The sequence below is a fragment of the Anaeromonas gelatinilytica genome (assembly GCF_016820635.1).
Taxonomy (GTDB): domain Bacteria; phylum Bacillota; class Clostridia; order Tissierellales; family SIT17; genus Anaeromonas; species Anaeromonas gelatinilytica.
On record NZ_WSFU01000127.1, the window covers coordinates 37,931 to 63,571 of the forward strand.

Annotated in this window: 30 protein-coding genes; 28 read left to right on the top strand and 2 right to left on the bottom strand. The window is 25.5% G+C overall.

The genetic code is table 11. The features are described from left to right. Nucleotides 1-224 precede the first annotated feature (224 nt). From steA to GOQ29_RS11405, 4 genes are read left to right on the top strand one after another with little or no spacing between them, the layout of a single operon-like run. Entirely contained in the window at nucleotides 225-1,190 is a 966-nt protein-coding gene (steA, locus tag GOQ29_RS11390) for a putative cytokinetic ring protein SteA (RefSeq protein WP_203372780.1), read from the top strand. Then, nucleotides 1,191-1,877: a glycosyltransferase family 2 protein gene (locus GOQ29_RS11395; protein ID WP_203372781.1), complete on the top strand. Its 687-nt coding sequence runs from the start codon at nucleotides 1,191-1,193 to the stop codon at nucleotides 1,875-1,877. Nucleotides 1,878-1,881: 4 nt separating this feature from the next. Next, nucleotides 1,882-2,688, top strand: coding sequence for an MraY family glycosyltransferase (locus tag GOQ29_RS11400; protein ID WP_203372782.1), 807 nt, complete (start codon nucleotides 1,882-1,884; stop codon nucleotides 2,686-2,688). 4 nt (nucleotides 2,689-2,692) lie between these two features. After that, nucleotides 2,693-3,766: a DUF3866 family protein gene (locus GOQ29_RS11405; protein WP_252187610.1), complete on the top strand. Its 1,074-nt coding sequence runs from the start codon at nucleotides 2,693-2,695 to the stop codon at nucleotides 3,764-3,766. Here GOQ29_RS11405 and GOQ29_RS14855 read toward each other — a convergent pair. Further along, nucleotides 3,744-3,872, bottom strand: a complete 129-nt coding sequence (locus GOQ29_RS14855) for a hypothetical protein (RefSeq protein ID WP_286672878.1) — start codon at nucleotides 3,870-3,872, stop codon at nucleotides 3,744-3,746. The two genes, GOQ29_RS11405 and GOQ29_RS14855, sit on opposite strands and share 23 nt — an antisense overlap. 103 nt (nucleotides 3,873-3,975) lie before the next feature. Here GOQ29_RS14855 and GOQ29_RS11410 point away from each other — a divergent pair, with 103 nt between their 5' ends. The 20 genes from GOQ29_RS11410 to GOQ29_RS11505 all read left to right on the top strand — a co-directional run bounded on the left by GOQ29_RS11410 (nucleotide 3,976) and on the right by GOQ29_RS11505 (nucleotide 21,824). Further along, a complete protein-coding gene (locus GOQ29_RS11410; RefSeq protein WP_203372784.1) occupies nucleotides 3,976-4,521 on the top strand; it encodes an NUDIX hydrolase in 546 nt (181 codons plus the stop codon). A gap of 62 nt (nucleotides 4,522-4,583) precedes the next feature. After that, a complete protein-coding gene (gene spoIIM / locus GOQ29_RS11415) occupies nucleotides 4,584-5,213 on the top strand; it encodes a stage II sporulation protein M (protein ID WP_203372785.1) in 630 nt (209 codons plus the stop codon). Nucleotides 5,214-5,521: 308 nt separating this feature from the next. Continuing rightward, nucleotides 5,522-6,412: a site-specific tyrosine recombinase XerD gene (gene xerD, locus GOQ29_RS11420; RefSeq protein WP_203372786.1), complete on the top strand. Its 891-nt coding sequence runs from the start codon at nucleotides 5,522-5,524 to the stop codon at nucleotides 6,410-6,412. Nucleotides 6,413-6,497: 85 nt separating this feature from the next. Then, complete coding sequence (locus tag GOQ29_RS11425) at nucleotides 6,498-7,667, top strand: phosphopentomutase (RefSeq protein WP_203372787.1); 1,170 nt, start codon at nucleotides 6,498-6,500, stop codon at nucleotides 7,665-7,667. A gap of 10 nt (nucleotides 7,668-7,677) precedes the next feature. Next, complete coding sequence (locus tag GOQ29_RS11430) at nucleotides 7,678-8,496, top strand: purine-nucleoside phosphorylase (RefSeq protein ID WP_203372788.1); 819 nt, start codon at nucleotides 7,678-7,680, stop codon at nucleotides 8,494-8,496. 11 nt (nucleotides 8,497-8,507) lie between these two features. Next, nucleotides 8,508-9,335 carry a purine-nucleoside phosphorylase gene (locus tag GOQ29_RS11435; RefSeq protein WP_203372789.1) on the top strand — a complete coding sequence of 276 codons (828 nt, stop codon included), beginning with the start codon at nucleotides 8,508-8,510 and terminating at the stop codon, nucleotides 9,333-9,335. Next, nucleotides 9,335-10,660, top strand: a complete 1,326-nt coding sequence (locus GOQ29_RS11440) for a pyrimidine-nucleoside phosphorylase (RefSeq protein ID WP_203372790.1) — start codon at nucleotides 9,335-9,337, stop codon at nucleotides 10,658-10,660. Before GOQ29_RS11435 ends, GOQ29_RS11440 begins: the two co-directional genes overlap by 1 nt. Nucleotides 10,661-10,771: 111 nt before the next feature. After that, a complete protein-coding gene (locus tag GOQ29_RS11445; protein WP_203372791.1) occupies nucleotides 10,772-11,929 on the top strand; it encodes a D-alanyl-D-alanine carboxypeptidase family protein in 1,158 nt (385 codons plus the stop codon). A 103-nt stretch (nucleotides 11,930-12,032) separates the two neighbouring features. Next, complete coding sequence (locus tag GOQ29_RS11450; protein WP_252187611.1) at nucleotides 12,033-12,641, top strand: site-2 protease family protein; 609 nt, start codon at nucleotides 12,033-12,035, stop codon at nucleotides 12,639-12,641. A gap of 17 nt (nucleotides 12,642-12,658) precedes the next feature. Next, entirely contained in the window at nucleotides 12,659-13,390 is a 732-nt protein-coding gene (locus tag GOQ29_RS11455; RefSeq protein WP_203372792.1) for a segregation and condensation protein A, read from the top strand. A gap of 8 nt (nucleotides 13,391-13,398) precedes the next feature. Then, nucleotides 13,399-13,947, top strand: coding sequence for an SMC-Scp complex subunit ScpB (gene scpB, locus GOQ29_RS11460; protein ID WP_203372793.1), 549 nt, complete (start codon nucleotides 13,399-13,401; stop codon nucleotides 13,945-13,947). 126 nt (nucleotides 13,948-14,073) lie between these two features. Then, nucleotides 14,074-14,637 (top strand): DUF2953 domain-containing protein, encoded by a 564-nt coding sequence (locus GOQ29_RS11465; RefSeq protein ID WP_203372794.1) that lies wholly within the window; start codon nucleotides 14,074-14,076, stop codon nucleotides 14,635-14,637. Then, nucleotides 14,630-15,067 (top strand): GerW family sporulation protein, encoded by a 438-nt coding sequence (gene ytfJ, locus GOQ29_RS11470; RefSeq protein ID WP_203372795.1) that lies wholly within the window; start codon nucleotides 14,630-14,632, stop codon nucleotides 15,065-15,067. Before GOQ29_RS11465 ends, ytfJ begins: the two co-directional genes overlap by 8 nt. Before the next feature lie 95 nt (nucleotides 15,068-15,162). Then, entirely contained in the window at nucleotides 15,163-16,284 is a 1,122-nt protein-coding gene (locus GOQ29_RS11475; RefSeq protein ID WP_252187612.1) for a D-alanyl-D-alanine carboxypeptidase family protein, read from the top strand. A gap of 104 nt (nucleotides 16,285-16,388) precedes the next feature. Next, on the top strand, nucleotides 16,389-17,351 hold the full coding sequence (locus GOQ29_RS11480) for a sulfide/dihydroorotate dehydrogenase-like FAD/NAD-binding protein (RefSeq protein WP_203372796.1): 963 nt from the start codon (nucleotides 16,389-16,391) through the stop codon (nucleotides 17,349-17,351). After that, nucleotides 17,344-18,624 (top strand): FAD-dependent oxidoreductase, encoded by a 1,281-nt coding sequence (locus GOQ29_RS11485; protein ID WP_203372797.1) that lies wholly within the window; start codon nucleotides 17,344-17,346, stop codon nucleotides 18,622-18,624. Before GOQ29_RS11480 ends, GOQ29_RS11485 begins: the two co-directional genes overlap by 8 nt. A 39-nt stretch (nucleotides 18,625-18,663) precedes the next feature. Further along, nucleotides 18,664-19,380 (top strand): pseudouridine synthase, encoded by a 717-nt coding sequence (locus GOQ29_RS11490; RefSeq protein ID WP_203372798.1) that lies wholly within the window; start codon nucleotides 18,664-18,666, stop codon nucleotides 19,378-19,380. 75 nt (nucleotides 19,381-19,455) lie between these two features. Then, nucleotides 19,456-19,833 (top strand): GNAT family N-acetyltransferase, encoded by a 378-nt coding sequence (locus GOQ29_RS11495; RefSeq protein WP_203372799.1) that lies wholly within the window; start codon nucleotides 19,456-19,458, stop codon nucleotides 19,831-19,833. A 5-nt stretch (nucleotides 19,834-19,838) separates the two neighbouring features. Then, on the top strand, nucleotides 19,839-20,414 hold the full coding sequence (gene mnmM, locus GOQ29_RS11500; RefSeq protein WP_203372800.1) for a tRNA 5-(aminomethyl)-2-thiouridylate-methyltransferase MnmM: 576 nt from the start codon (nucleotides 19,839-19,841) through the stop codon (nucleotides 20,412-20,414). A 12-nt stretch (nucleotides 20,415-20,426) separates the two neighbouring features. After that, nucleotides 20,427-21,824: an oxaloacetate decarboxylase subunit alpha gene (locus tag GOQ29_RS11505; RefSeq protein ID WP_203372801.1), complete on the top strand. Its 1,398-nt coding sequence runs from the start codon at nucleotides 20,427-20,429 to the stop codon at nucleotides 21,822-21,824. 58 nt (nucleotides 21,825-21,882) lie between these two features. On the opposite strand, the gene GOQ29_RS11510 is transcribed toward GOQ29_RS11505, so the two are convergent. Beyond that, on the bottom strand, nucleotides 21,883-22,521 hold the full coding sequence (locus tag GOQ29_RS11510) for a hypothetical protein (protein WP_203372802.1): 639 nt from the start codon (nucleotides 22,519-22,521) through the stop codon (nucleotides 21,883-21,885). 69 nt (nucleotides 22,522-22,590) lie between these two features. Here GOQ29_RS11510 and surE point away from each other — a divergent pair, with 69 nt between their 5' ends. From surE to GOQ29_RS11530, 4 genes are all read left to right on the top strand, one after another. After that, on the top strand, nucleotides 22,591-23,340 hold the full coding sequence (gene surE, locus GOQ29_RS11515; RefSeq protein WP_203372803.1) for a 5'/3'-nucleotidase SurE: 750 nt from the start codon (nucleotides 22,591-22,593) through the stop codon (nucleotides 23,338-23,340). A gap of 138 nt (nucleotides 23,341-23,478) precedes the next feature. After that, entirely contained in the window at nucleotides 23,479-23,691 is a 213-nt protein-coding gene (locus GOQ29_RS11520) for a 4Fe-4S dicluster domain-containing protein (protein ID WP_350446017.1), read from the top strand. Continuing rightward, nucleotides 23,684-24,838, top strand: coding sequence for a 2-oxoacid:acceptor oxidoreductase subunit alpha (locus tag GOQ29_RS11525; RefSeq protein WP_203372805.1), 1,155 nt, complete (start codon nucleotides 23,684-23,686; stop codon nucleotides 24,836-24,838). The genes GOQ29_RS11520 and GOQ29_RS11525 overlap by 8 nt, the downstream gene beginning before the upstream one ends. Next, nucleotides 24,820-25,641, top strand: a complete 822-nt coding sequence (locus tag GOQ29_RS11530) for a 2-oxoacid:ferredoxin oxidoreductase subunit beta (RefSeq protein WP_203372806.1) — start codon at nucleotides 24,820-24,822, stop codon at nucleotides 25,639-25,641. The genes GOQ29_RS11525 and GOQ29_RS11530 overlap by 19 nt, the downstream gene beginning before the upstream one ends.

Here is a 25,641-nt window from a genome sequence, read left to right on the forward strand (position 1 = left end):
TGTATTTAATAAAGAAATGGATACAATCCAAGGTTTTATTAAATTAATATAAAGTAAAATTTAAAAGGTAAAAAGAAAGTGTTCTTATAATTATATTAATATATATAATTTCTAACAAAACTTTTCATTATTATTACTTTATTTACGAATATTAATCATAAAAGATGTTATCATAAATGATAAAATTGTATTAATTTTATAAATAAAGTAATAATAAATAAGGGGTGACTAAAATCAAAGGATTAATAGTAAAAAATGATAAAACTAAATTTATTAAAAATAAAATTGGACAAAAAAGTATTGCTTTAATTAAACATACTAACTTAGATGAAATAGCAGCTTATTCATTAATAGAATGTGGTATATTAGCGGTTATAAATACTAGTAAATCTTGTACTGGTTCATATCCTAATAGAGGCCCTAGAATATTACATGAATATAATATTCCATTATATGATATAGATGATAAATTTTTTTCAATTATTAATACTAATGATAAATGTAAAATTGTACACAATCAATTATATATTAATGATGTTTATTTATGTGAAATGACACAAGTTAATGATAATATAAATCTTGATTTGTTCATTGAAACTATAAGAAATTTTATGAAAAACACTTGGAATTATATGGACAAAGAAATAGATATATTATTATCAAATATATCTATACCTTATTTAAACACAGAAATTATTAATAAGGATGTTTTATTAGTATCAAGAGGACATGATTATAAAAAAGATTTATATAGTCTATCAAATTATATAAAAGAAAATAATCCTATAATAATAGGAATAGATGGGGGTGGTGATGCTCTTATAAAAGAAAATATAATTCCTAATATAATAGTAGGTGATATGGATAGTGTTTCAGATGATTGTTTATTTAAAGCAAAAGAAATAGTTGTTCATGGATATTTAAATGGAGAGGTACCAGGAAAATATAGGATTGAAAAATTAGGTTTAAAATATAAAATTTTTAATTTTATTGGAACTAGTGAAGATGCAGCAATTATTTTAGCTTATTTAAATAATTGTAGAAAAATAATATTAATAGGTTCACATAATAATATTATTGATTTCTTAGAAAAAGGAAGAAAGGGTATGGCAAGTACAATATTTATAAGGTCCATTATAGGAGATAGAATAATAGATGTTAAAGGTATAAATAACATAATAGGTGATTGAATGGATTTTAAAAAAGAGTATAATTTAACTGTAATAATACCAGTATATAATGAAGAAGATAGAATTATATCTACAATTAAAGGATTAAAGAAAATAGATTTGATAGATAAAATTATTGTAGTGGATGATGGCTCGACAGATAATACATTTAAGTTAGTAAATAATTGTAATGTAGAGTGTATTAGGATAAGTGATAATAAAGGAAAAGGATATGCAATAAAAGAAGGTCTGAAAAAAATAGATTCTAAATATTATATTTTTCTTGATGGTGATTTAGGTTTTACATCTCAAGAAGTAAAATATCTTATTAAACCAGTTATAAATGATAAATATGATATATCCATAGGCAAATTTAATTCTATAAATAAAAAAAATGGTTTTGGATTTGTAAAGAAGTTAGCAAAAATAGGAATGAAATTTTATACAGGTAGTTCTATTAATTCTGTATTATCAGGACAAAGAGTATATACAAGAGAAGCATTAAATTTAATAAGATATATACCTGATAGGTATGGAATTGAAGTAGCTATGACTATACAGGCAGTGGAAAAAAAACTTAAAATTAAAGAAGTAAATGTGAATATGAATCATAGGATTACAAAGATGAATATAAAAGATTTATTTCATAGAGGAAAACAGTTTAAAGATATTTTTTTTACTCTTTTTCTTATGTATAAACGAAGGTGAAGAATTGATTATCATAGATTTATTTTTAATGTCATATATATTGAATAAATTTTTTTGTAGTAAATTTCTATATTTAATGAATTGCTCTAAACATTTACAGTTTAATTATAAAGAATTAAAAATACCAAATAGTATGGGCTTGAGTATATCGATTACTCAAATAGTTTTATTAATTTTTATATTTGTCTATTATAATGATTATAATATGATAATAATTATATTATGTGGATCATTAGTTTCTTTTATGGGAATCTTAGATGATTTCTTAGGTAATGATAGCAAAGGACTTAAAGAACATTTACTAGAATTTTTAAATGGAAAAATAACAACTGGATTTTTAAAAATAATATTAGGATTTATATCTTCAATATTTACATCATATTTATTTTACAATAATTTTTGTATGTTTTTTTTAGATGTTTTTATAATATGTCTTAGTATAAATACGTTAAATCTTTTGGATGTGACTCCCGGAAGAGCATTAAAGTTTTTTTATATTATTTCATTATTTATATTAATATTAACTTCTTATAATAATTATGATGTATTAATAATAATGATAATTGGTTCATCATTAGCATATTTCCCTTTAGATATAAAAGGAAAAAGTATGTTAGGAGATATTGGTGCAAATTTATTAGGTTTTTATTTAGGAGTATCTTTAATAATAAATAATATTAATAAGTTTGTTATCGTATTTATATTATTAATACTAAATTTATTATCTGAAAAAATATCATTAAGTTATATAATTAAAAATAATAAAATATTAAATTATATTGATTATTTAGGTAGAGGGGATGGAGGGTGAAATTTTGATATCCATAAAAAAAGGTAAAGTAATTAAAATAATGAAAAAATATAAAGATATTACAATGGTAGAAGTTATAATAGATAATAAAATTAATAAAGCTATAAATTATAATGATATAACAGGACATGTAGAGGTTGAAAATGATGTTATAATTAATACTACAGCAGTAGAATTAAATTTAGGAACTGGAGGATATCATTTTATCATTGCGATATTAGATAAATTCAAAAAGAATTTATCTAATAATAATGGACATATTATGAAAATGAGATACACACCTCATCAAGTAAGATGTTTAACATTAGAAGAAAATGAAAAATTTAAAGATATATTTAATGGAAGCATATCCTTAAATGAAGGAATTTATGCTGTAGGGGAACTTCACAGTATGTTAGAACCATTAGTTACAAGTATAAAATATATAAAACCTAATACAAAAATTTGCTATATTATGACTGATGGAGGATCTCTTCCAATAAGTTTTAGCAATACAGTAAGAAGATTAAAAGAAAATTATTTATTAGATAAAACTATTACCATAGGTAACTCATTTGGTGGAGATTATGAATGTGTAAATATATATAGTGCTATAATAGCATCTAAGAAAATTATTAATGCCGATGTTACTATAATAGCAATGGGACCAGGAATAGTAGGAACTAATACTAAATATGGATTTAGTGGTATAGAGCAAGGATACATATTAGATGGAATAAAAAAATTAAAAGGTAATGCTATTTTTATACCTAGAATTAGTTTTAATGAGAACAGAAGTAGACATATAGGGTTAAGTCATCATAATCTTACTGTTTTATCGGATATAGTTAATAATAAAGTCAATGTTATAATACCAAAATTGAAAAAAGAAAAGAATGATATAATAGAAAGACAATTGATTAGTAATTATATTTATGATAAGCATGATGTATATCATTCATTTGGAGAGAATATAAAGAAAGCATTTGAATTTTATGACATTAATCCTACATCTATGGGAAAAAATTTTTATGAAAATAAAGAATATTTTATTGGAATAGGGGCTGTTGGAAATTTTATTTGTTCAAATTATCTATAAGTTCTTTTAACGTTTCATATTTACAAGAATAATCAAATAATAAATCACATATATCGTTTATATTTCCTATAAGTATCATATGATTTTTAAATAATATTCTATACATTTTCAGCCTCCATTTACTTTACAAATTAAAAAAAAACTATATAATATAGTTAAAGTGTATGTTTTATCCTATAGAATATTCATATTATTTTAGGAGGTTTTTTATGAGTTATATAGAAAAGACTATGAAATCTGAGAAAGTTTATGATGGAAAGACGTTAAATCTTAGAATCGATACAGTTGAACTTCCAGATAAAAAATATTCAAAAAGAGAAATTGTTGAACATCCTGGTGCTGTATGCATAGTACCAATGAATACAAATAATGAAATATATTTAGTTAAGCAATACAGAAAAGCTATAGATAAAGAAATCTTAGAGATACCTGCAGGGAAAATAGAAATTGGTGAAGAACCTAAAGATTGTGCAATTAGGGAACTTAAAGAAGAAACAGGATTAAAAGCTGGTAATTATGAATATATTCTAGAATTTTATACTTCTCCAGGATTTTGTAATGAAAAAATGCATCTTTTTATTGCAAAAGATTTAGAAGAAGGAGAGGCAACTCCTGATATTGATGAATATATAGATATTGAAAAATTTAAGTTAGAAAAGTTATTACATATGATTGAAATAGGAGAAATAAATGATAGTAAAACAATTATAGGAATTCAATTTGTTGAAAAGCTAATTAAAAGTAAACATGAATAATGGAATAATATCCTCCTTTTAAGCATAATATTTTGTATAGCTTGTATGAAAGGAGGATATTATTGTTTAATTTAAAAATAAATTTAATAAATAATTTCAAAAATAATTTTTTGAAATATTTTTTAGTTATTATTATATTGATGATTGGTATATCTGCAGGAGTTATTACTATAAAAATCATGGATGAAACTCAAAGAAATGAGTTACATAAATTTATTAATGAATTTTTTTCAACTGTAAATTCACAAAAAATTAATAATATTACACTGTTAAAAAATTCTATATCAAACAATTTTAAAACTGCCTTAATTATATGGGGAATGGGCATTTTAGTTTTAGGAATTCCAGTTATTTTAGGAATTATTTTTTTCAGAGGATTTACAATAGGATTTTCTATAGGATTTATGATAAATGACTTTGGATTTAAGGGTTTAATGTTAGCATTATTAACTTTGATACCTCAAAATATATTTATTATACCTGGGATAATTATTATATCTTCGTTAGCTATTTCTTATAGCATAGAATTCATTAAGGATAGAAAGAAAAAGAAAATAAATAATAATAAGGACAATTTTGTTAAAAAAGCTATATCATTTTCTTTTTATGTATTAATTACATGTATATGTTTCGTAATAGGTGGAATTGTAGAGGCATATATTACCCCATATTTAATGAAAATTATATTATAATGTCATATGGAGGTTATGATTTATGAGGGTTTCTTTACTTACTATATGCAAAATTATATTTATAATAATGTTATTACTTATAATAACTCAATTATCTATTGAAGAATTTAGATATAGAAATCAAATTTCAGAACCTCCAAAATCAAATTCTATTTTGGTTATGTCTTATAGTGAAATTAGAAATACTTTTATATATTATTTTAAAAAAATAATGTACTATTATTTTAATTTTTGATATTTAAAAGGATTTTTTTTATGATTTATGGAATATATAACTTAAGACAAAAAAGTATTAAAAGGGGATTAGAATGGAAATTTTAACAAGAAAGTTTATTGACTATATTAAATGTACTAGGGAATTATCAGAAAATACAATAGAATCTTATAAACGTGATTTATATCAATTTAATGAATACTTAATACAAAATAATATTGAGGAAAGCTTAGTTAATATATCAAAAACTACAGTTATTACATATATGATTTATTTACAAAAAAAAGGAAGAGCAGGTTCTACTATAGCAAGAACCTTAGCATCCTTAAGGACTTTTTATCAGTACTTATTAAATGAAGGTTTAACTAGAAATGACCCGACAAATAATTTAAAGTCACCAAAACAAGAAAAAAAATTTCCTAGTGTACTTACTTTAGATGAAGTTAATATTTTGTTGAATAAACCTGATATATCAACAGTTAAAGGTGTAAGAGATAAAGCTATGCTAGAATTATTATATGCTACAGGTATTAGAGTTAGTGAGTTAATCTCTTTAACTTTAGAAGATGTTGATTTAAATCTAGGAATAATTATTTCATCTAGAGAGTCTTCAAATGAAAGAATAATACCTATTGGAAAATTATGCATCAAATCTTTAGACGACTATTTAAGTATTTATAGAACTAAATTAGTAAAAGATAAGAAAGCAGATAATTTATTTGTAAATTATCATGGCAATAAACTAACTAGACAAGGATTTTGGAAAATAATAAAAACTTATACTAAAAATGCAAATATAGAAAAAAGGATAACGCCCCATACACTTAGACACTCCTTTGCTGTCCATTTATTAGAAAATGGTGCAGATTTAAAGTCAGTACAAGAAATGTTGGGACATGCTGATATATCAACAACTCAAATATATACTAAAATGAATAAAAAAAGAATAAATGATGTATATAAAAAAGCCCATCCGAGAGCTTAATCCATTATATTATAATGTATAATGGTTTTTTGATTTAAATTATTAATTATTTAAATGGATATAAATAAATGAGAGGAGAAAATTTATGGATAGAGTAACGTTGATAGTATTAGATAGTGTAGGTATAGGAGCTTTACCAGATGCAAAAGAATATGGAGATGAAGACAGTAATACTTTAGGTAATATTATAAAGGAATTAGGAGGTTTAAATATTCCTAATCTAAAAAAATTAGGAATAGGAAATATTAAAGATGTTAATTATTTAGAAAGTATTGATAATCCTATTGCTGCTTATGGGAAAAGTCTTGAAGTATCGAAGGGAAAAGATACTACAACTGGTCATTGGGAAATTGCTGGAATAATATTAGATAATCCTTTTCCTACTTATCCCAAAGGTTTTCCTAAAGATATAATTGATGAATTTGAAAAATTGATAGGTAAAAAAGTTTTAGGAAATAAACCTGCTTCTGGAACTGAAATAATAAAAGAATTAGGTGATGAGCATATTAAAACAGGATGTCCAATTGTATATACATCTGCAGATAGTGTTTTTCAAATTGCTGCCCATGAGGAAGTAGTTTCTCTGAAAGAACTTTATAGTATGTGTGAAAAGGCTAGAAATTTACTACAAGGGAAACATGGTGTAGGAAGAGTAATAGCAAGACCATTTATAGGACAAAATGGAAATTTTAAAAGAACATCAAATCGTCATGATTATTCTTTGAAGCCTATCAACAAAACAATTTTAGACATTATTGAAGAAGCAGATATGGAAGTAAAAGCAGTAGGAAAAATAGTAGATATTTTTAGTGGAGAGGGTATTACAGAGTATATTCATACTACAAATAATATGGATGGGGTTGATAATACAATTAAATATATGAAAGAAGATTTTAAAGGATTAATATTTACAAATCTTGTTGATTTTGATATGAACTATGGACATAGAAATAATGTAGAAGGTTATGGTAAAGCTTTAGAAGAATTTGATAATAGATTGCCTGACATTTTAAATAATATGAAAGATGATGAAGTGTTAATAATTACAGCAGATCATGGATGTGATCCTACCACTGAGAGTACAGATCATTCTAGAGAATATATACCTATATTAGTTTTTGGAAAAAACATAAAGCCTATTGATATAGGCATAAGAGATAGTTTTTCTGATATTGGAGCTACTATATTAGAAATGCTTGATTTAAAAACTATGAAAAATGGTAAAAGTTTTTATGATATTATTAAAAGAAAATAGGAGGAATAATATGAGCTATTTAGAAAATATAAAGGAAGCAGCAAATTATATAAGAGAAAAAACAAGAATCAGACCTAAAACAGGATTGATTTTAGGATCTGGTCTTGGGATTTTAGCTGATGAAATTGAAAATTCTATAAAAATACAATATAAAGATATACCGCATTTCCCTCAATCTACAGTTGTTGGACATAAAGGACAATTAGTAATAGGGAATATTCAAGGCAAAGAAGTAATAGCCCTTCAAGGGAGATTTCATTATTATGAAGGATATTCAATGAAAGAAGTTACCTTTCCTGTTAGAGTTATGAATGAATTAGGTATTGATAATATTATTATTACTAATGCTGCTGGTGGAGCTAATAAAAATTTTGAACCAGGGGATTTAATGATTATAGAAGACCATATTAATTTTGCTTTTGATAATCCTTTAATAGGTAAAAATTCGAATGAATTAGGACCAAGATTTCCAGATATGTCTCATGCATATGATGAAGAATTAATAAATATTGCCGAACAAATAGCAACTAAAAATAATATAGAGATACAAAAAGGTGTATATATGTTTTTAACAGGACCTACATATGAAACACCAGCAGAAGTTAAAATGGCTCAAATATTAGGTGCTGATTCAGTAGGTATGTCTACAGTTCCAGAAGTAGTAGTAGCCATTCATGGTGGATTAAAAGTCTTAGGTATATCATGTATAACTAATATGGCATCAGGAATTTTGGATAAACCTCTTGATCATAATGAAGTTATAGAAACTACGCAAAAAGTAAAAAATAAATTTATGTTACTTATAAAAGAAATAATAAAAGAGGTATAGGAGGTAATTGAATGAATAATTTGTTAAACAAGATCGATGAAACAACAAAGTATATAAAAGAAAAAATTAATATTGACCTCGATATAGGGTTAATATTAGGCTCAGGTTTAGGTACTTTAGCAAATGAAATTAAGAATCCTATTTTTTTAAAATATGAAGATATACCAAATTTTCCTATTTCAACTGTAGAGGGACATGAAGGACAATTAGTTATTGGAAATTTGGAGGGAAAAAAAGTCGTTGCTATGCAAGGTAGATTTCATTACTATGAAGGATATTCAATGGGGGAAGTTACTTTTCCCGTCAGAATAATGAAATCTTTAGGTATAAAGATGATTTTAGTTACTAATGCATGTGGAGGAATGAATAAAGAATTATATCCAGGTGCATTAATGATTATAGAAGATCATATTAATTTTATAGGGGATAATCCATTAATTGGTAAAAATTTTGAAAAATTGGGACCACGATTTCCGGATATGTCTCATGCATATGATAGTGATTTAATAAAATTGGCAGAAAAAGTTGCTAGAGATTTAAGAATTGAATTAAAAAAGGGTGTCTATGCTGCAATAAGTGGTCCTAATTATTGTGCTAGAGCAGAATTAAAAATGCTTAGAACAATAGGTGGAGATACAATTGGTATGTCTACTGTTCCAGAAGTCATAGTTGCTAAACATGCAGGACTTAAGGTATTAGGTATTTCTTGTGTAACTGATATGGCTATTGCTGAAGAAATTGAATCTATAGACCATGAACAAGTAGTAGAAATTGCAAATCAAACTAGACCTAAATTTATTAATTTGGTAAAAAGTATATTGAAAGAGGTAATAATATAATGAATATGTATGAGATAATTAAGAAAAAGAGAGAAGGAAATCAATTAAGTAAAGAAGAAATTAATTATTTCATAGAAAATTATACTAATGGTAATATACCTGATTATCAAGCAGCAGCTTTATTAATGGCGATTTATTTTAAAAAAATGAATAAAAAAGAGACGGTGAATTTAACTAGTGCAATGTTAAATTCAGGTGAAAAAATAAATTTAACTTCTATTGAAGGAATAAAAGTAGATAAACATAGTACTGGAGGTGTAGGCGATAAAACCACTTTAGTATTAGGGCCTTTAGTAGCAGCTTGTGGATTACCAGTTGCTAAAATGTCAGGTAGAGGTTTAGGTCATACTGGAGGAACTTTAGATAAATTAGAAGCTATTGAAGGATTAGATATAAATCTATCTAAAGATAAATTTATATCTAATGTTAATAAAATAAAATTAGCGGTTGCAGGTCAAACTGCTAATATTACCCCTGCTGATAAGAAATTGTATGCTTTAAGAGATGTGACTGCTACGGTGGATAATGTTTCTTTAATTGCAAGCAGTATAATGAGTAAAAAATTAGCATCAGGGTCTGATGCTATTGTATTAGATGTTAAAGTTGGTAGTGGAGCCTTTATGAAGGATTTAGATAGTGCTTTTGAATTGGCAAAAGAAATGGTAGATATAGGTAAGGGCATGGATAAAGATATTATTGCTATTATATCTGATATGGATGAGCCTTTGGGATATGCAATAGGAAATGCTTTAGAAGTTAGAGAAGCAATTGAGACATTAAAAGGTAATGGTCCTAAAGATTTATTAGAATTGACTTTTGTTTTAGGTTCAAGATTATTATTATTAGGAAAAAAAGTTAAAACAGTTGAAGAAGGATATAAATTATTAAAAACAGCTATAGAAGATGGTAGTGCTTTTATTAAATTTAAAGAATTTGTAAAAGCTCAAGGAGGAAATGTATCTCAAATAAATAATCCTGAATTATTACCTAAAGCTAGTAAAGTTATAGAATTAAGAGCTGAAAAATCAGGTTATATAAATGAAATGAATGCAGAGGAAATTGGAAGGTGTGCTCTTGTTTTAGGTGCAGGAAGAGAAACGAAAGAAAGTCAAATTGATATATCAGCTGGTATTATATTAAATAAAAAGAAATATGATAAAGTAACAAAAGGGGAAATTATTGCTTATTTACATGGTAATAATGATAAGAAATTAATTGAAGCTTTAAATAGAATGAAGTGTATTATAAAAATAACTAAAGATAATAAGAAGAAGAAAAAGCTTATTTATGGGATAGTAGATAAAAATGGAACTGTCAACATATAAACATGAAAAAACTGCTAATTATTAGCAGTTTTTTCATGTTTATATGTTGTATCGACTTAGTATAATTATATAAAGTCTGGAAAATATAAATATATAAGAAAGGAGGATTATATGTTTAAAAAAATTATATCATTAATATTAATATTAGTGATATCAATATTAATACTACCACAAAGCATATTTGCTAACGAACCTTTTAATGTAGATGGTAAAGCTGCATTGCTTATGGATTTTAATTCAGGGGAAGTAATTTATGAAAAAAATTCTAATGAAAAATTACCACCAGCTAGTATAACTAAAATTATGGTGTTAATCTTAATTATGGAAGCCTTAGAAGATGGAAAAATAAATCTTGATGATAATGTATCTATAAGTGAAAATGCTGCTAGTATGGGAGGAAGTCAAGTTTTTTTAGAGCCTAAAGGCATTAATAGTGTAGAAGAATTACTTAAGGCTATATGTTTAAGATCTGCAAATGATGCATCTGTAGCCATGGGAGAACATTTAGCAGGTAGTGAAGAATTATTTTTAGATCAAATGAATGCTAGAGCTAAAGAATTAAATATGGAAAATACACATTTTACAAATTTAACAGGATTACCGGATGAAGAACATTATACAACAGCTTATGATATTGCATTAATGGGTAGAGAATTATTGACCCATAAGTCTATTCATAAATGGCTTTCAATGTGGATGACTACAATAAAGGTAGGCAAAGATAAAGATGTAGAACAAGAATTAGTGAATACAAATAAACTTATAAGATTTTATCCTGGTGCAAATGGGATAAAAACTGGTTTTACTCAGGAAGCTGGCTATTGTTTAGCTGCATCTGCTACTAGAGAAAATTCAACTTTTATAAGTGTTATCTTAGGATCTGAATCATCTAAACAGAGAAATGAAGATTCTAAAAAATTATTAGATTATGCATTTGCTAATTATAAATCTGTAAAGTTATACAATAAAGACGATATAGTAGGGAATATAATGATAGAGAAGGGTAAAACAAATAAAGTTCCAGTAAAAATAAAAAATGATATTAATTTATTACTTGAGAAAAGTAATAATGAAAAAATAGATAAAGAAATTAATATAAATAAATCTATAAAGGCTCCAATTATCAAAGGTCAAAAAGTAGGAGAAATAGATATAAAATTAAACAATGAATCTATAATCACGGAAGATTTGATTATAGATGATAATATTGAAAAAGCTAATGTTATAAATATTTTTAAAGAGTTATTGATAAGTTATTCAACTAAATAATTAACAAAATGCTAAATAAATTTGTAATTTGCACCTAAAAATTATAAAATATATTTAGCATTTTAATTTATTTTTTTATAAAAAAAGATAGGAGAATATAATTTTGAATATAACTGATTATTTTTTATCAAAGATCATTATTTTACCAGCTTTATTTATAGCAATAAGTTTTCATGAATTAGCTCATGGATTTGTAGCTTATTCTATGGGAGATGATACTGCTAAACAAAATGGTAGATTAACTTTGAATCCCATAGCACATATTGATTTGTTTGGTTTTTTAATGTTGCTAATTATAGGATTTGGTTGGGCTAAACCCGTACCTATTAATCCTCTTAATTTTAAAAATAGAAAATTAGGTACAATTTTAGTATCTATAGCTGGACCAATTATTAATATTGTATTAGCAATTATATCAACAATTATTGTAACTAGAGTTTATATTTCAAGCACTATTATACATTCTATATTGATATCTTCTATATGGTATAATGTTGTATTAGCAGTATTTAATTTATTACCATTGCCTCCTTTAGATGGATCTAAGATATTAGCAAGTTTATTACCTAAAAGATTGGAATATAAATTTTATAAACATGAAAAAAAATTATATGCTTTATTATTTATTTTTATTTTAACTAATGGAGTGGACAAGGTTTTAACTCCTGTTATATCTAAAGTTATGGATATTATTCTATTATTATTTAATTAATATTGGGAGAAATTAAGATGAAATATAATATTACATTAGAAAGTTTTGAAGGTCCATTCGATCTTTTATATCATTTAATAGAAAAAGAAGAAGTAGATATATACGATATTTCAATTGCAAAAATTACTGAACAATATATTGACTATCTTTCTTTAATGGAAGAGTTAGATTTAGAGATTACAAGCGAGTTTTTAATAATGGCTGCTACATTATTGGAAATTAAATCAAAAATGCTTTTACCCAATACAAAGATTGAAGGTGAGCAGATTGAAATGGAAGAAGCAGATCCTAGAGAAGAGCTTATTCAAAGATTAATAGAATATAAAAAATATAAAATTGCGGCAGAAAAATTTAAAAAAAGAGAAGAAGTTCATAGTAAAGTATTTTATAAACCTAGAGAAGAGATTGAAATTTATAATGAAAGTGATACTATTAATTTAGAAGGTTTAGAATTAAAAGATTTGATAAAAGCTTTTGATAATATAATTAAAAAAAATATTAATAAAAAAAGTAGTAAAGAATTTCATAAAATTAAAAGAGAAGAAATTACAATTGATGAAGCTATGAACTTAATAAGAAATAAATTAAATTTAAATAAACATGTATTTTTTGATGAATTATTTGAAAATAGAGTAACAAGATCAAATATAATTTCTATATTTATTGGAATTTTAGAATTAATAAAATTAAAGGAAATTATTATATATCAAGATAATAATTTCTCAAATATCAAATTAAGACAAATATAGGTGATTAAATGGATAGAAAAGAAATAAAAGGGATTATAGAAGGTATATTATATATTTGGGGAGAATCGTTGTCAATTGATTCCATGGCAGAAATATTGGAGTTAAGTAAAGATGAAGTAAAAAATATAATTGAAGATATGAAGAATGAATTTAATTATAACAGAAGAGGGCTTCAAATTATTCAAATAAAGGATGCTTATCAATTATCTACTAGAGTAGAGCACTATGATTATATTAAAAAATTAATAACTCCTAAAAACAATAAAGGTTTGTCTAATGCTGCTTTAGAAACTTTATCTATAATTTCTTATAAGCAACCTATTACAAGAGTAGAGATTGAGAGTATTAGAGGAGTTAAATGTGATAAATCTATTAATACACTTATAGAAAAAGGATTAGTTGAAGAGAAAGGAAGATTAGATAGAACGGGGAAACCTATTATTTATGGGACTACCAATAATTTTTTAAAACATTTTGGATTAAGAGATATTAATGATTTACCAAAATTAAAAGAATTAAAAGACATTGATTTATTAGATGAAAATAACACAAAATAATGTGTTATTTTTTTGTTTATTATGGAAATAATAAACAAAAATGAGGTGAATTTATTGTATATATTTATATGTTTTTTAATCATATTAATAATTTTAATTAACATTCCTTTTTTAATAGAATTTAACATGATAAGAAAAAATGATAATGACAATATACATATATATATTAAATTAAATAAAAATATAAAAATTATACAAATTGAAATACCTTATATGGATATACTAATGTCTAGCAATGATATTAAATTTAAATTAATAAGGGATATAGAAACTAAAAAAAAATCTTTAAATAAGAAAAAAAAAGATGTTTCTATAAGTTTTTTAATGAATTCATGGAAAAAATTATATAAACATAAAAATCTCTATAACTTTATGACATACTTTAAAAATTATATATTAAACAAAATTAGAATAGAAGATTTTTATTTTGTTACTAAAATTGGACATAATGATGCAGCTGTAAGTGCTTTTATATCTGGGATTTTATGGAGTATTAAATCAATAATATTATGTTACATATATAAAAAATATAAATTAATAAATTTTAAGTATGACGTAAACACTATTTATAATAAAAATATTTTTGAAATTGACTTTAATTGTATAGTTAAGTTTAAAATAGTTTATATAATTAAAGGGTTTATATTTTCTATATTGTCGATAATGAAAGGTGGTGAAGTACATGGCTAATCATCCTATAGAAGGATTAATGAATTCTACTATGGAATCCTTAAAAGAAATGGTTGATGTTAATACAATTGTAGGTGATCCTGTTGAAACTCATGATGGTTTAGTTATTATACCAATATCAAAAATATCCTTAGGATTTGCATCTGGAGGTTCAGAATTTAAAGGCAATGAAAATGTTAAAGGAAATGCCGAGAATAGTTCATCTGAATTACCTTTTGGTGGAGGATCTGGAGCAGGTATTTCTGTTCAACCCGTAGCATTTATAGTTGTTGGAAATGGACAAATGAAATTATTACCTGTAGATCAAGGAACAAACATGTTAAATAATATAATGGAAATGATACCCAATATAAGCAATGTCTTACAAAATAAGTTTAAAAGTAAGAAGGACACGAAATTAGATGATAAAAATCTTTCTGATGATATGTAAGATTAAAAAAGTCTTCTTAAGAAGACTTTTTATTATTAATTTATTGTACTGGATATTTAAATAATAATATTAAAATGTAAAATTGAGGTGATTATTTGTTAAAACGATATATTGTTATATTTATAATTATGACTTTTTTAATATTAATATTTCCAGGTTTCAATTCATTGACATTTGCAGAAAAACCTTATGAAAGTGCTAAAAGTGCAATTTTAATTGAAAAGGATAGTGGAAGAATATTATATTCTAAAAACATAGATGAAAAATTACCTATGGCTAGCACTACTAAAATAATGACCGCATTGATTGCTATTGAAAAAGGTGATTTAGATGAAATAGTAACAATAAAAAGCGATTGGATAAATGTTGAAGGATCTAGTATATATTTAAAGTCTAATGAAAAAATTAAATTAAAAGATTTAGTTTATGGGTTAATTTTAAGATCTGGTAATGATGCTGCAACGGCTATTGCTTGTCATATTGCAGGAAGTGTTGATAATTTTTCTGCTTTAATGAATAAGAGAGCGAAGGAGATAGGTGCTTTAAATACTAATTTTACTAATCCACATGGCTTACATTCGGATAATCATTATACAACAGCATATGATTTAGCTTTAATTTCACAAGAAGCATTAAAAAATGAAGTATTTAGAGAAATATCTAAAAGTGCAGATTATATGGCTGAAAGAGATTTAAATTCACATTTTTATAATAAAAACAAAACTTTATGGGAATATGATGGAGGTGATGGAGTTAAAATTGGTTATACTCAAACTTCAGGAAGATGTTTAGTTTCTAGTGCAACTAGAAATGATATGCAATTGATTGCAGTAGTATTAAATGATAATAATTGGTTTGAGGATTGTTATAATTTGTTTGATCATGGATTTGATAATTACAAAAGAATTCAAATATTACGAAAAGATAATTATATAAAAGATATAACTATAAATAATGGAAAAATTGATAGATTACCTGTAGTTATTAATAAAGATTTATATTATCCATTAAAAAAAGATGAGTTAAAGGATGTGAAAATTTCTATAACAACACCTACAAAATTAACAGCACCTCTTAAAAAGGGAGATTTGATTGGGAAAATAAATATTACTTTAAAGGATGAAATAATATATGAAGGAACAATGAAATTAACGAAAAATATTGATGAAAAAACAGTAAAAGATAAATTTGTTAATTTAATAAATGATATATTCTAAAAGACTTCTAAAAAAATAGAAGTCTTTTTAAATTTTATGTAACGAATATAAATAAAAATAATATCTTAATAATATAAATAAAATACATATTAGGGGTGTAAAGTTTGAATAAGAGATTAGAATGTATAGATGCAGGTAGTGAGTATTGTCCATGCTATCTAGCAGAAACAGGAGATTGTATCACTTGTTCTATTTTGAGAGGTAAGGATTTTTGTGATTGTAATTGGCGAGGCAGTTGTATTTATAGTGAATTTGTATGGAATAATCATACAAAAAAAGATGGGCGAAAAATTTATTCAAGTAAAATAGTAGAAAAAAAATTATTAAGTAATGAAGTTTATTTACTTAAAATAGAAACTACTAAAACTTTAGCTAGGCAATTAAAACAAATAGGTTCTTATATATTTATTAGAGGTAAAGATATGCCTCATTTTTTTGATGTTCCAATGTCAGTAATGGAATCAAATGAAAAAGAAGGATATATATATATATTATATAAAACATTAGGTTCAAAAACTAAAAATTTAAATTTATCTGATAAAATCTTGATAAGAGGTCCTTATTGGAATGGGATTTATGGATTAAAAAATATTAAAAAGCTACAAAATAATAATTGTTTGTTAATAGCTAGAGGTGTTGCACAATCACCAACACTTTTATTAATTAATAAAATTATTAAAAATAATAGTGTTACTCTTATTTTAGATAAGGGAAAATTAGAAGATAATTTGATATTAGAATATTTAAAGGAAAAAGATATTGAAATTTTTTTCTTGGATACTATGAAATATGAAGGGAAAGAAAAAATAAAAGAAATATTAATTAATAAAAATATAGATTTTGTTTTTTCAGCAGGTTCAGATGTTCTTCATAAAAATATAATTGAAATAATAGATAAAATTAATTCAAATATAAAAATAGCAGCTACTAATAATAGTGAGATGTGTTGTGGAGAAGGTGTGTGTGGATCATGTTCAACTCATTTAGATGAATATGGATCTGTTAAGGGGTGTAAAACTCAAATAGATATAAGAAAGTTAATAAAAAGGAGGGTTAATATTGACTAAAGTAATTGTTATTGGTGGAGGATGGGCAGGATGTTCTGCAGCAATAACTGCTAAAAAAGCCGGTGGTGATGTAACTATTATTGAAAAAACAGATATGCTTTTAGGTTTGGGAAATGTAGGAGGTATCATGAGAAATAATGGTAGATATACCGCTGCAGAAGAATCTATTGGATTAGGAGCTAAAGAACTTTTTAATATTTGTGATAAAAATTCTAGACATAAAAATGTAGATTTTCCTGGTCACAAACATGCTTCGTTATATGATGTTAATAAAATTGAACCATTAGTAAAAAAACTCTTAAAAGATATGGATATAAAAATTCTTATATGTAAAAGAGTAATAGATATTATAAAAACAAAAAATAAAATAGCTAAAGTTATATTATCAGATGAATCTGAATTAGAAGGAGACGTATTTATAGAAACTACAGGTTCTACTGGTCCTATGGGAAATTGTTTGAAATATGGAAATGGATGTGCTATGTGTATATTAAGATGTCCTTCATTTGGTCCAAGAGTAAGCATTACAGAAAGATGTGGAATAGAGGATATATTAGGTCAAAGGAATAATGGTTCATATGGAGCATTTAGTGGATCATGTAAATTAAATAAAGAAACTCTTAGTTGTAACTTGAAAAAAAGATTAAATGAAGAAGGAGTTGTAATATTAAATGTTCCTAAAGAAGATGTTAATTTAGAGAAATTAGATTTAAAAGTATGTCAACAATACTCATTAAGGGAATTTGCTGAAAAAATTATACTGTTAGATACTGGACATGCAAAATTAATGACGCCTTTTTACCCATTAGATAAATTGAGAAAAATAAAAGGATTAGAAAAAGTGAAATTTGAAGATCCTTATTCTGGAGGTATAGGGAATTCTATAAGATATTTATCTATTGCTCCTAGATATAATAATATGAAAGTTAAAGATATAGATAATCTTCTCTGTGGTGGGGAAAAATCAGGTTTCTTTGTAGGTCATACAGAGGCAATAGTGACGGGATCATTAGCTGGACATAATAGTATAAGATTAAGTTTGGGAATGCCTTTATTAGAATTACCTAGGAATCTAGCAAGTGGTGATATAATTGCTTATGCAAATGAAGAAATTAAAACTAAAGAAGGTTTGAAGAAAAGATTTACTTTTGCAGGATCTATATATTTTGATAGAATGAAAAAAATAGGATTATATAGCACAAATAAAGAAGAGATAAAAAATAATCTTTTAAGACTTGGTTTATTGAATATTTATGAAGATAAGATAGTATGATATGATTAAATTAATAATTAAATAAAGAGGTAGTGTGTTATGAGATTACAAAAGTTTATGGCGAAATCAGGAGTAGCATCTAGAAGAAAATCTGAAAAAATTATTTTAGAGGGTAAAGTAGAAGTAAATGGAAAAATAATAAAAGAATTAGGATATAAGATAAATGTAAATAAAGATATAATTAAGGTTAATGGTAAAAAAATAGAAATGGAAAAGGAAAAAAAATATATAATTATTAATAAACCTGTTGGGTACGTAACTACAGTATCTGATCAATTTAACAGAAAAACTGTTATGGATTTAATTCCTAATATAAATTTAAGATTATATCCTGTAGGAAGATTAGATTACGATACATCTGGATTATTATTATTAACTAATGATGGAGATCTGGCTTATAAACTAACCCATCCTAGTCATGAAATAAACAAAACATATATTGCAAAAGTAAAAGGTATACCCTCAAAAGATGAATTAAATAAATTTAGAAATGGATTAAATATTGAAAACTATTTAACTTCTAAAGCTGAAATAGAAATATTAAATAAAAATAATAATTCATCAATATTGAAAATAGTAATTCATGAAGGTAAGAATAGACAGGTTAGAAAAATGTGTGATAAAATTAATCATCCAATTATAAAATTAAAGAGGATATGTATTGGAGATATTAAATTAGGTGATTTAAAAGAAGGAGAATATAGAGATTTGAATTCTAAAGAAATAAATTATTTTAAAAAATATAGTAAGGATTAATCCTTACTATATTTTTTGCTTTAATTATTTATTAATTTCTAATATAATGTAGTTGACTAATCAAAGGAGGTAAAAATGCTATTAATAAGTGAATATGAATATAATGAATGTAAAATTTTTTTAGACAAATATTATTTAGGAAATATTAATAAGAAAAAGGATATTATTTTGATAGCAGAAGAAGAAAATGAAAAAATAGGATATATAATATTAGAAGTAAAATGTCAATTAGCTGAAATAAAAGAATTATTTGTTTTAGAAAAGTTTAGAAATATGAAATTAGGAGAAGGTTTATTAAGATCTTCACTAAATCTTTTGAGATTAAGAAATATTAACAAAGTAGTTTATAAATATGATTGTAATTACTTGATTAATAAGGGTTTTATAGTAAAAAAGAATTTTTTAGAATGCAATATTGAAGATTTCTTTTTAAAGAATAACTGTAAAAGGTGATATTTATGAGTAAAAAATATTTGACTAAAGCAACAGATTTAGCAAAATATATAATTGATAAAAAGTTAAAAGAAGGTATGATTGCAGTAGATGCAACTGTTGGTAATGGTAATGACACACTAGAATTAGCTAAAAGAATTGGAACTAGTGGTAAGGTTTTTGGATTTGATATTCAAAAATTAGCTATAGAAAATACTAAAGATTTATTAGTTAAAAATAATATGGAAGATAGAGTACAATTAATATGTGATTCTCATGAAAACTTATTACAGTATATTGACCAAAAAATTGATATTGCTATTTTTAATTTAGGATATTTACCTAAGGGAGATCATTCTATAATAACAAAGCCTGAATCTACTATTAAAGGCATGGAATGTATACTGGATAATTTAAATGAAAAAGGTATATTAATTGTAGTGGTTTATTATGGACATGTTGGAGGACAAGAAGAAAAAGAAGAAGTAGAAAAGTATTTAGAAACTTTAAATCAAAAGAGATTTACAGTACTTAAGATGGACTTTATTAATCAAAAAAACAATCCACCTTTTGTACTTTGTATAGAAAAAGATAACTTCTAAAGGAGGTTTATTATGTCAAAAGTTAGATTTACAGAAACTATTTTTAGAGATGCTCATCAATCTTTAATGGCAACTAGAATGAAAACCGATGAAATGTTACCTATTGCTGAAAAATTAGACAATGTAGGATATCATTCATTAGAAGTATGGGGAGGAGCTACATTTGATGCATCTTTGAGATTTTTAAATGAAGATCCATGGGAAAGATTAAGAAAGTTAAGAAGAACTATAAAAAATACTAAATTACAAATGCTATTAAGAGGACAAAACTTATTGGGGTATAAAAATTATCCAGATGATGTTGTAGAAGAATTTGTTAAAAAAGCAATATATAATGGAATTGATATAATACGTATATTTGATGCGTTAAATGACACAAGGAATCTTAAAACAGCTTTAAAAACCACAAAGGAAGCAGGAGGTCATGCTCAAACTGCAATATCTTTTACTACTAGTCCTGTACATAATACAGATTACTATTTAAAATTAGCTAAAGAAATGGAAGAAATGGGTTCGGATTCAATATGCATTAAAGATATGTCCGGTATATTATTACCTTATAATGCTTATACTTTAATAAAAAAATTAAAAGAAACTATTAATATACCTATACAACTTCATTCTCACTTTACAAGCGGAATTGCAAACCAAACATATATGAAAGCAATAGAAGCAGGCGTTGATATAATTGACACAGCTTTATCTCCTTTAGGTAATGGAACAAGTCAACCTGCTACAGAACCTATGGTAGCTGCGTTAGAAGGATCTGGAAGAGAACCAGAATTTGATTTGAATAAATTAAATGAGATTGCTGAATATTTTGCAAAAATTCGAGACAAATATCAAAATGAAGGTATATTAAAAGATAAAGTATTAAGAGTTGAACCAAAAACTTTGATATATCAAGTTCCTGGTGGTATGTTATCAAATCTTGTTTCACAATTAGAACAACAAGGATCAATAGATAAGTTTCAAGAAGTTTTAGAGGAAGTACCTAGGGTAAGAGAAGATCTTGGTTATCCTCCTTTAGTTACACCAATGAGTCAAATGGTAGGAACGCAATCAGTATTTAATGTTATATTAGGAGAAAGATATAAAATGGTACCTTCTGAAATAAAAAATTATGTAAAAGGTTTATATGGTAAATCTACTGTAGAAATAAAGGATAATATTAAGGAAAAAATAATAGAAGACGAAAAAGTATATACTGGAAGACCTGCAGATTTATTAGAACCTCAATTAGCTAATTATAGAGATGAAATTAGAGAATATATAGAACAAGAAGAAGATATTTTATCCTATGCTTTATTTCCACAGGTTGCATTGAGGTATTTTCAATATAGGCAGGCACAAAGATATAATATAGATAATGATTTATTAAATAAAGAAGATAAGACATATCCAGTATAATTTTTTAATAAAGTTTATCATAAAGCTTTAAAACAATATTGTTTTAAAGCTTTATGATTTAGCATTTTAAATGAAGAATGATTTTGTTTGGACGATTACTTGTATAATTTATTATTTTAACTTTACTGTTTTTATTAATTATGCTATTACATTTTAGACATAAGTAATTATTTTTTTTCATTCTATCATAAGTAATTTCTAATTTTATATCTTTGTATTTTTGCCAGCTTTTCCAGCCAACTTTACATAATTTTTTTCTGTTTTCATAATCTGCATAGACCCATTTTAAAATTCTATGAAAATGGAATGGATATTTAGTATAATTAATAAATTCTTGTGGAAATCCTAAGGAAAGAGTATAATCTTCAAAAGATTTTTCTATTTTAGTTTGTAATGGATCGCTTATTTTAGTATTTGTAAAATTATAATGATTTTTTTTAAACCATTTACGAAGTTTATCAAACATATAACCTCTACATATAAGTATTTCTTCATCTTTTGATACATTTAACAAATTTAGTAGTTCAATGGTTATATTAATGACATAATCTAAATATTTTTTTTGTTTGAAATTTTCATAATTATATAATTCTAAAGGTATAATTTTATAGTGGTATTCTTTGGTGTTTGAACGCATAGCTCCAATAATTGTGCCACCTATTAAACTGCCACTACCAGCATCGTCAATTTGTATCATAATATCACCTCAAGTTTATTTGCGTTTATTATTTACAAATAATAATTATTATATTAAGGAGAGATGAAAATGAATATATTAATAACTAATGATGATGGAATAAATGCTATTGGAATACGAATTTTAGCAAAAGAGTTATCTAATATAGGAAAAGTTACCATAGTAGCTCCCGATAGAGAAAGAAGTGCATCAGGACATTCTATTACTCTTCATTCGCCTTTAAGAATAGTGAAAACAGATATAGATGATAGAGTGGAAGCGTATATGGTTTCTGGAACACCTAATGATTGTATAAAAATTGCTTTAGAATCAATTTTAGATAAAAAACCCGATTTAATTGTATCAGGAATCAATAATGGAGCTAATTTAGGTACAGATATTTTATATTCTGGAACTGTTTCTGCTGCAATAGAAGGAGGTATGCATAATATAAGATCAATTGCAATATCAGCTTCGTATGATGAAAATAAAATCAACTATGAAGGAGCTAAGTATTATTCTTGCAAATTAATAAATTTTATTATGAATTTAAAAGATGGATTAATATTTAATGTTAATATTCCATCAATAAATAAGGAGGATATAAAAGGCATTTTAATGACTGAATTAGGAATAAGAAAATATAAAAATAAATATTTAAAAAGAGAAGATCCTATGGGTAAAAATTATTATTGGTTAGATGGTGAATTAATGGACATTAAAAATAAAATAAATAGTGATATAAAAGCTATTGAAAATAAATATATTTCAATAACTCCCTTATATTTTGATTTAACAGATTATAAAAGTTTAGAAAAACTAAAAAAAGAAAATATATAATTATAAATTCTTTAATATTGCATAATATGAAATATAACTTGCAAATCGCCAAAATTTTTTAATAAAATGAAATATAAATTGCAGACTTTTAATTACTTTGGTATTATTTAGTTAGAAAAATTTAAAGGGGGCTTTATGGTGGCCACAAAAATAGGCAAAAAATTAAATGTTGACAATGAGTGGTGCAAAGGTTGTGGAATTTGTGTTGAATTTTGTCCAAAAGATGTTTTGGAGATGAAAAATGGAATCGTAAATATAAGAGATATAGAGTTATGTATTCAATGTGGGCAATGTGAATTAAGGTGTCCTGATTATGCAATATACTTAGAAGGAGATGATAGGAATGAATAATAAGGCAAAGCTTATGCAAGGAAATGAAGCTTGTGTAGAAGGAGCTTTAGCTGCTGGTATGCAATTTTATGCAGGATATCCTATAACTCCATCTACAGAAATTGCAGAAATTTCAGCATTAAAATTACCTAAGATTGGTGGTAAATTTATTCAGATGGAAGATGAAATATCAAGCATGGCAGCTATAATAGGAGCATCATTAGCTGGCAAGAAATCTATGACTGCTACTAGTGGTCCAGGTTTTTCTTTAAAACAAGAAAACATTGGATATGCGGCAATAACGGAAGTTCCTTGTGTTATAGTTAATGTGCAGAGGGGAGGTCCTAGTACTGGATTACCAACATCTCCATCACAAGGTGATGTTATGCAAGCAAGATGGGGCACGCATGGAGATCATCCAGTTATCGCTTTAACACCAGCATCAGTAAAAGAAACTTTTGATTTAACGGTAAAAGCTTTTAATTATGCTGAAAAATACAGAACACCTGTTATGTTAATTTTAGATGAAGTTATTGGACATTTAAGAGAAAAAGTTGAAACACCAAATAAAGATGAAGCAGAAATTATAGATAGAGTCAAACCTACTTGTGACCCTAAAGATTATAATCCTTATGAAGTAGAAGATGGAGATATTGTTCCTAGAATGGCTTCTTTTGGGGACGGATATAGATATCATGTTACAGGATTAGTTCATGACAAAACTGGCTTTCCAAGTAATGATTCTACTATTGCTGAAAATTTAGTAAATAGATTAATGAATAAAATAGGGGATAATATAGATGATATATCTAATTTTGAAGAATATGTGTTAGATGATGCAGATATAGCTATAATTGCATATGGAAGTACTGCTAGGTCTGCAAAAAGTGCTATTCAGTCAGCTAGAGAACAAGGGATTAAAGTTGGGTTATTTAGACCTGTGACTATATGGCCTTTTTTAGATAAACAAATAAGACACTTAACAAATAAAATAAAAAAGGTTATAGTGGTAGAAATGAATTTAGGACAATATGTTTTAGAAGTTGAACGTGTAGCTAATAAAGATTGTGAAGTATTTAGATATGGTAGAGTTAATGGACGATTGATTACTCCAGATGAAATATTGGAGAAGATTAAGGGGGATGTATTATGCCTAGCAAATTGTTAGATAAATATTTTAGAATGGATAAATTACCCCATATATGGTGTCCTGGTTGTGGTCATGGTATTATAATGAAAGCTATAGTAGATGCTATAGATAAAATGGGATTAGAGAAAGATAAGGTATGTATAGTATCAGGAATAGGTTGTTCCTCTAGAGCTCCAGGATATATGGATTTCAATACACTTCATACTACTCATGGTAGAGCACTAGCTTTTGCAACAGGTATTAAAATGGCTAATCCTGAATTGCACGTAATAGTAGTAACTGGGGATGGAGATAGTGCTGCAATAGGTGGAAATCATCTTATTCATGCTTCTAGAAGAAATATTGATATTACGACTATAATATTTAATAATAATATTTATGGAATGACAGGAGGACAATATTCTCCAACTACTCCTACAGGTGAAAAAGGAACTACTGCACCTTATGGAAATATTGATAAAGATTTTGATTTATGTAAGTTGTCAAAGGCTGCTGGTGCTACGTATGTAGGTAGGGCTACTGCATATCATGCTAAAATGATTAAAGATTTAACAATAAAAGGGATACAAAATAAAGGATTTTCAATAATAGAATCATTAAGTGTATGTCCAACCTATTATGGAAGAAAGAATAAAAAAGGTGATTCTCCTGATATGATGAAAACCTTAAAAAATAATACGGTAAATATTAAGGCAGTAGATAAACTTGATAAGAATAAATTAGAAAATAAAATAATTATAGGTGAATTATATAGTAGTAAGGAAGATGAATACACAGAGAGTTACCAAAAAATTATTGATAGTATGCAAGAGGGGAGATAA